This window comes from Streptomyces sp. NPDC053432 (assembly GCF_055585365.1).
Map to the genome: position 1 here is coordinate 1 of NZ_JBVJKF010000050.1, position 5,117 is coordinate 5,117.

The 5,117-nt window shown below is 70.7% G+C and carries 6 protein-coding genes; 5 read left to right on the forward strand and 1 reads right to left on the reverse strand.

The window, feature by feature from the left end; translation table 11 throughout:
- Positions 1 to 124 precede the first annotated feature (124 nt).
- A complete protein-coding gene (locus ACZ6Y1_RS37365) occupies positions 125 to 595 on the forward strand; it encodes a GNAT family N-acetyltransferase (protein WP_469640619.1) in 471 nt (156 codons plus the stop codon).
- A 97-nt stretch (positions 596 to 692) separates the two neighbouring features.
- Here the strand turns inward: ACZ6Y1_RS37365 and ACZ6Y1_RS37370 are convergent, their stop codons facing one another.
- Positions 693 to 1,931: an MFS transporter gene (locus ACZ6Y1_RS37370; RefSeq protein ID WP_469640621.1), complete on the reverse strand. Its 1,239-nt coding sequence runs from the start codon at positions 1,929 to 1,931 to the stop codon at positions 693 to 695.
- A gap of 170 nt (positions 1,932 to 2,101) precedes the next feature.
- Here ACZ6Y1_RS37370 and ACZ6Y1_RS37375 point away from each other — a divergent pair, with 170 nt between their 5' ends.
- From ACZ6Y1_RS37375 to ACZ6Y1_RS37390, 4 genes are all read left to right on the forward strand, one after another.
- Positions 2,102 to 3,037 (forward strand): LysR family transcriptional regulator, encoded by a 936-nt coding sequence (locus ACZ6Y1_RS37375; RefSeq protein WP_469640624.1) that lies wholly within the window; start codon positions 2,102 to 2,104, stop codon positions 3,035 to 3,037.
- Positions 3,038 to 3,098: 61 nt separating this feature from the next.
- Positions 3,099 to 3,794 carry an alpha/beta fold hydrolase gene (locus ACZ6Y1_RS37380; RefSeq protein ID WP_469640625.1) on the forward strand — a complete coding sequence of 232 codons (696 nt, stop codon included), beginning with the start codon at positions 3,099 to 3,101 and terminating at the stop codon, positions 3,792 to 3,794.
- A gap of 271 nt (positions 3,795 to 4,065) precedes the next feature.
- Positions 4,066 to 4,497, forward strand: coding sequence for a transposase (locus tag ACZ6Y1_RS37385; RefSeq protein WP_469640628.1), 432 nt, complete (start codon positions 4,066 to 4,068; stop codon positions 4,495 to 4,497).
- The gene (locus ACZ6Y1_RS37390; protein ID WP_469640630.1) at positions 4,494 to 4,658 is read left to right on the forward strand and encodes a hypothetical protein; all 165 of its coding nucleotides are present in this window, start codon (positions 4,494 to 4,496) and stop codon (positions 4,656 to 4,658) included. Before ACZ6Y1_RS37385 ends, ACZ6Y1_RS37390 begins: the two co-directional genes overlap by 4 nt.
- Positions 4,659 to 5,117 lie beyond the last annotated feature (459 nt).

Consider the following 5,117-nt stretch of genomic DNA (forward strand, 5'->3'; position numbering starts at 1 on the left):
CCCTGTGGGAGAGTAGGACGCCGCCGAACAATCATTGTGGGAAAGCCCCGCACCAGCCCTTCAGGGTTCGGTGCGGGGCTTTTCTGCGTTTACGGCGCGATGACGGCCGCTATCGTGTCGGGCCATGGAGACGAGTCCTGTGGAATGGGTGCTGCGCAGCGCCGAGCCGGCGGATGTCGAGGCGATCGCGGAGCTGCGGGCCGTCGTCATGCGGCCGGACCTGGAGCGGCTGGGGCGGTACGACGAGTCGAGGGTGCGGCAGCGGCTGCGGGATTCGTTCTCCGAGGAGCACACGTCGGTCATCGTGGCCGACGGCGCGTTCGCCGGCAGTGTCACCATGCGTCCCGGCCAGGACGGGCGATGGCTGGAGCACTTCTACCTCTCGCCGGCCGTCCAGGGGCGGGGGCTCGGATCGGCCGTCCTGCGGGCGCTCCTGGCGCGGACCGACGCCGATCGGGAGGCCGTACGGCTGAACGTCCTGCAGGGCAGTGCCGCCCAACGGCTTTACGAGCGCCATGGATTCACCGTAGAGGCGGAGGATGCCGTCGACGTCTTCATGGTGCGTCCGCCCGGTGTGGGGAGTGTTTACGTCTGAGGGTCGGGCCCGGAGGTGCTGGGGCGTGTGGCTGGTCCCCCGGGCCGGCCCCGGCGCCCGTGAGCAGGTCCATCAGGGCCGTCAGGTCTCAGGGCCGTCAGGTCTTCTGGTCTTCAGGTGCTGCCGCCCGGCGTGCGGTGCGGCGCGGGAGCAGGAGCGGGGTGGCCAGTAGGAGCACGCCCGCCAGGCCGATGGCCGTACGGGGGCCGAGCAGGCCGCCGAGTACGCCCCAAGTGGCCGTCAGCAGCGCGGTCGAGGCCTTGGTGGTCACCGCCCAGGCGGTCAGGGTGCGGGTGACGCGTTCCGTCGCGGTGCGTTCGAGTCGGTACGTCGTGGAGACGGGGTTGAAGACCCCGCAGCAGAAGATGAGGCCGAGTTCCACGACCATCACCCACAGCAGACCCCCTGTGCCGGGGCCCATGAAGGCCAGACCGACGGGCCAGATCGCGCGTAGTGCGCCGGAGACCACCAGGACCCCGCGCTGTCCGAACCGGTTGACGAGAGGACGGGCCGCGCGGGCACCGATCAGGCCGCCGATCGACGGGAGGGCGAAGGCGAGGCCGTACTGCCACGGGTCGAACCCGAGCCGACCGAGCATCAGCACGGCCAGCAGCGGCTGGGATGCCATCACCAGGCCGTTGAACAGGACGGTGTTGAAGAACAGCGGGCGCAGGGTGGGATCGGCGAGGATGTACCGCCAGCCGTCCAGCAGGTCCCGGGCCCGCATGCGCGGGGCCTCCCGGCTCCCGGCCTGCGGCTCGTTCCCGCCCGTGGCGCGGATGCCCAGCGCGGAGAGCAGGTAACTGATCGCGTCGGCCACCACCGCCGCCAGCGGCCCGAGGAGCCCCATGGCCGCGCCACCCAGGGGCGGTCCGATGACCGTGGCCGTCCAGGCGGTGGACTCGAAGCGGGCGTTGGCGACCAGGAGGTGCTCGGCGGGCAGCAGCGTCTTCAGGTACGCGCCCGAGGCAGCGCGGAAAGTGATGTCGGCCGCCGCGACGACAACCGCGACCAACAGGAGCTGGAAGAAGGTGAGCGCGTCGAGCGCGTACGCGGCGGGGAGCGTCAGCAGCGCCGCGAACCGCACCAGGTCCATCGCGATCAGCACGGGGCGCTTGCGGCGGAACTCAACCCACGGGCCGAGCGGCACCGCTACGGCCGCGCCCACCGCGGCCGCCACGGAGGAGAGCGCGGCGACCTCGGCCGGTCCGGCGTGCAGCACCTGGATGGCGATCAGGGGGAATGCGCCGAAGGCGAGCCAGGTGCCGAGCGCGCTGGTTCCGTACGCTCCCCAGAGCCACCCGAACTGCCGCCCCAGCCGGTGCCCTGTCCTCATGCCCGCTGCCCCTCGCCACTCGCGCCGCTCTCCACTCGCACAGCTGTGCGCTCGTCCCGGCCTGTACAACCGATCAGGGATCGAAAGCATCCAAGCGGGCGTCGGGGAGAGCGATCAAACAACTATCGAGGCCTCAGCCACAACCGATTGTTGTGGGCTAGCGTGGCGGCGTGGATCTCGAAGCGGTACGGACGTTCGTCGCGGCAGCTGATGCCGGTCGGTTCCAGGAGGCGGCAGCCGAGCTGTCGGTCACCCAGCAGGCCGTCTCCAAGCGCATCGCCGGGCTGGAGCGCGGCCTCGGGGTGCGACTGTTCACGCGCACCGCGCGTGGTGCGGGGCTCACCATCGACGGGCAGGCCTTCCTGCCCCATGCGCGCGAGCTGTTGCGCGTCGCCGAACGGGCGGTCGCGTCCGTGCAGCCCGGGCGCCGGCCGCTGCGGGTCGACGTGATCGCCTCGCGCGTCGCACCCTCGGGCCTGATGCGCGGCTTCCACCACGCGCACCCCGGGATCGACCTCGACGTGGTGATGCTGTTCGACATCGAGACGGCCGTCGCCGCCCTCCGGTCCGGTGCGATCGACGCGTCCTTCCGCGCCGTGGCCGCTCCCGGGCGGCCCCTGCCGGAGGACATCGAGTCCGTACGGGTGCTCGACGAGCCGCTCGAACTCCTCGTCGGCCCGGAGCACGCACTGGCGGGCGCGCGGTCGGTGACCGTCGCACAGCTGGCCGGGCACCGGATCTGGATGCCCGGCATCGTGCCGGGCACCGAGTGGGCCGCCTACTACGACGACCTCGTCGCCGAGTTCGGCCTCACCATCGAGGCGACCGGTCCCAACTTCGGTTCCGACGCGCTGCTCGACACCGTCGCCGACACCCCGGCGCTGGCCACCTTCATGGGTGAGCAGACCCGCCTCGTCTGGCCCGCCGGCCACGGCCTGCGCCGCATCCCGGTGACCGACCCGACCCCCGTCTACCCGCACTCGCTGCTCTGGCACCGCGACAACCCCCACCCGGCACTGGCCACCCTCCGCGACCACCTCGCCGGCCTCGCGCCCCGTCGCGAGGCCGCCGGGACGTGGGTGCCGGGATGGGTGGTCCCGCGCTGAGCGCGGCGGCCGGCGGACGTTCCCGGGCGGCATTGTCGGACCCCTCGGCTACCGTGCGGCCATGGCGATCTTTGTTCTCGTTGCAGGGGCTTGGCTCGGATCGTGGGCCTGGGACGACGTGGTGCCCACGCTGAGGGAGGCGGGCCACGAAGCACTCCCGCTGACGCTTTCCGGCCTTGCCGAGAGGCGGGCCCTGCCGGCAGGGCAGCAGACGCACGTCCGCGACATCGTGGACGAGGTCGAGCGCCTCGATCTGCGTGACGTCGTACTGGTCGGGCACAGCTACTCGGGGATCCCCGTCGGGCAGGCCGCCGAGCGGCTCGGTGACCGGCTGGCGCGGGTGGTCTTCGTCGACTCCAACGTTCCGGCGGACGGTGACTCGTTCGTGTCCACCTGGTGGGAGGGAGCGGCGAAGCTGGAAGCCGCCATCGCCGGCAACGGCGGCTCCTGGGCGCCGCCGACCGCGGCCGACTGCGACGGCCAGGGCCTCACCGAGGAGCAGATAGACCGCTTCCTGGGCGGTGCGACGCCTCACCCGGGCGATTCCCTGGCCGAGCCGGCCGTGCTGGCCCGGCCGCTGGGCGAGCTCCCGGCGACGTACGTCAAATGCCTGCTCGACGGCGCCGAGCCGAACGCCGACGTGGCCGCACTGCTGACCAGCGAGCGGTGGGCACTGGTCGAGATGGACACCGGCCACTGGCCGATGTTCTCCCAGCCGCACGAACTGGCGCGGATCCTCCTCGAGGCGGCCGGGTAACCTCCGGGCCGCCCGCATAGGCCTCCCCCAAGCCTCCGATGCCAGAGCGGCACGGGCGGGTCCCGCCGGGGGGAACCGGACGTGGTCCGCCGCGAGCCCGCGAGGCGGCGCCCGGGTCGAAGTGGATCGCCCTGAGCCAGGGCGACCAAGCCGTCCTGCTGTCCATGACGGCCCCGGCCGTCGCGACGGCCCGCTGTCCGTCCCGTACCGGGAACGGATCCTCGGTGGTGACTGGCCGATCGCGGACGAGGGAGCATCGGCCGGGCCGGTGATGGCCGATCTCGCTGAAGGCAGCCTGGTGCTCGACATCGACATCGACGTCGGCCAGGTCCTGAACATCAGGCCTGCCTCGGCCGCCGCCTACGGATACGGCTACGGGCTCGATGTCTACGACCTGCGCTCGGGCAAGGCCGCCAAGGAGCACCCTGCCGATCCGTACCCGGTCGGCTCCGTACTCAGCTGCGCCGTCGACCGCTTCGGCGGCCGCCTGGTCTCCATGGCCCGGGACGCGTGGCAGGGGAGGCACCAGTCGGACGAACTGTGGCAGCTGATCGAGCCGTTGCTGTCCGAGCCGATACCCAAGCAGGTGGAAGGTCGCCCTCGGGTTCCGGACCGGCGGGCACTCTGCGGGAGCCTGTTCGCCTGCACACAGGGATCCAGCGGGAGTACCTGCCACAGGAACTGGGCTTCGGCTCCGGCATGACCTGCTGGCGGCTCCTCGCCGCGTGGAACGAGGCCGGCGTCTGGGACCACCTGCACCTGGTGCTGCTGAAGAAGCCGCGGGATCCCAAGAGGTTCGACTGGTCGCGGGGGGTGATCGACTCCTCCTGCGTCCGGGCTGCTCGACGGTGCCCAACGCCGTGAACGGCGCGAGGCCTTCCTCGGCAAGTCCAACGCCGACGGGCACGGCCACGCGAGTCCTGCGGGGTGCGGCCAGTCGTTTTGACACCCTCGCGAGCACGGTTGTAGAGTCGAGCAGTTGCCTGGAGCGGGACACGCTCGGCAGCAAGCCCCCACAAGGAATCGCATTTCGCGTGGGGACACTCGACTCTTCATTCGGGAATCGAAGCCGGGGAAATCCGGTGGAAAACTTCTGATAGAGTCGGACTCGCCGGAAAGGGAAACGCGAAAGCGAAAACCTGGAAAGCACCGAGGAAGTCGGACACGAAAGAGTCTGATAGAGTCGGAAACGCAAGACAGCAGAACGAAAGCCCGGAGGAAAGCCCGAGAGGGTGAGTACAAAGGAAGCGTCCGTTCCTTGAGAACTCAACAGCGTGCCAAAAATCAACGCCAGAAGTTGATACCCCGTCCACTCCGGTGGAT

Excerpts from the sequence above, each read along its gene's own strand:
- ACZ6Y1_RS37365 (WP_469640619.1), top strand. The coding sequence starts at position 125 with ATGGAGACGAGTCCTGTGGAATGGGTGCTGCGCAGCGCCGAGCCGGCG.
- ACZ6Y1_RS37370 (WP_469640621.1), bottom strand. The coding sequence starts at position 1,931 with ATGAGGACAGGGCACCGGCTGGGGCGGCAGTTCGGGTGGCTCTGGGGA.
- ACZ6Y1_RS37380 (WP_469640625.1), top strand. The coding sequence starts at position 3,099 with ATGGCGATCTTTGTTCTCGTTGCAGGGGCTTGGCTCGGATCGTGGGCC.
- ACZ6Y1_RS37385 (WP_469640628.1), top strand. The coding sequence starts at position 4,066 with ATGGCCGATCTCGCTGAAGGCAGCCTGGTGCTCGACATCGACATCGAC.
- ACZ6Y1_RS37390 (WP_469640630.1), top strand. The coding sequence starts at position 4,494 with ATGACCTGCTGGCGGCTCCTCGCCGCGTGGAACGAGGCCGGCGTCTGG.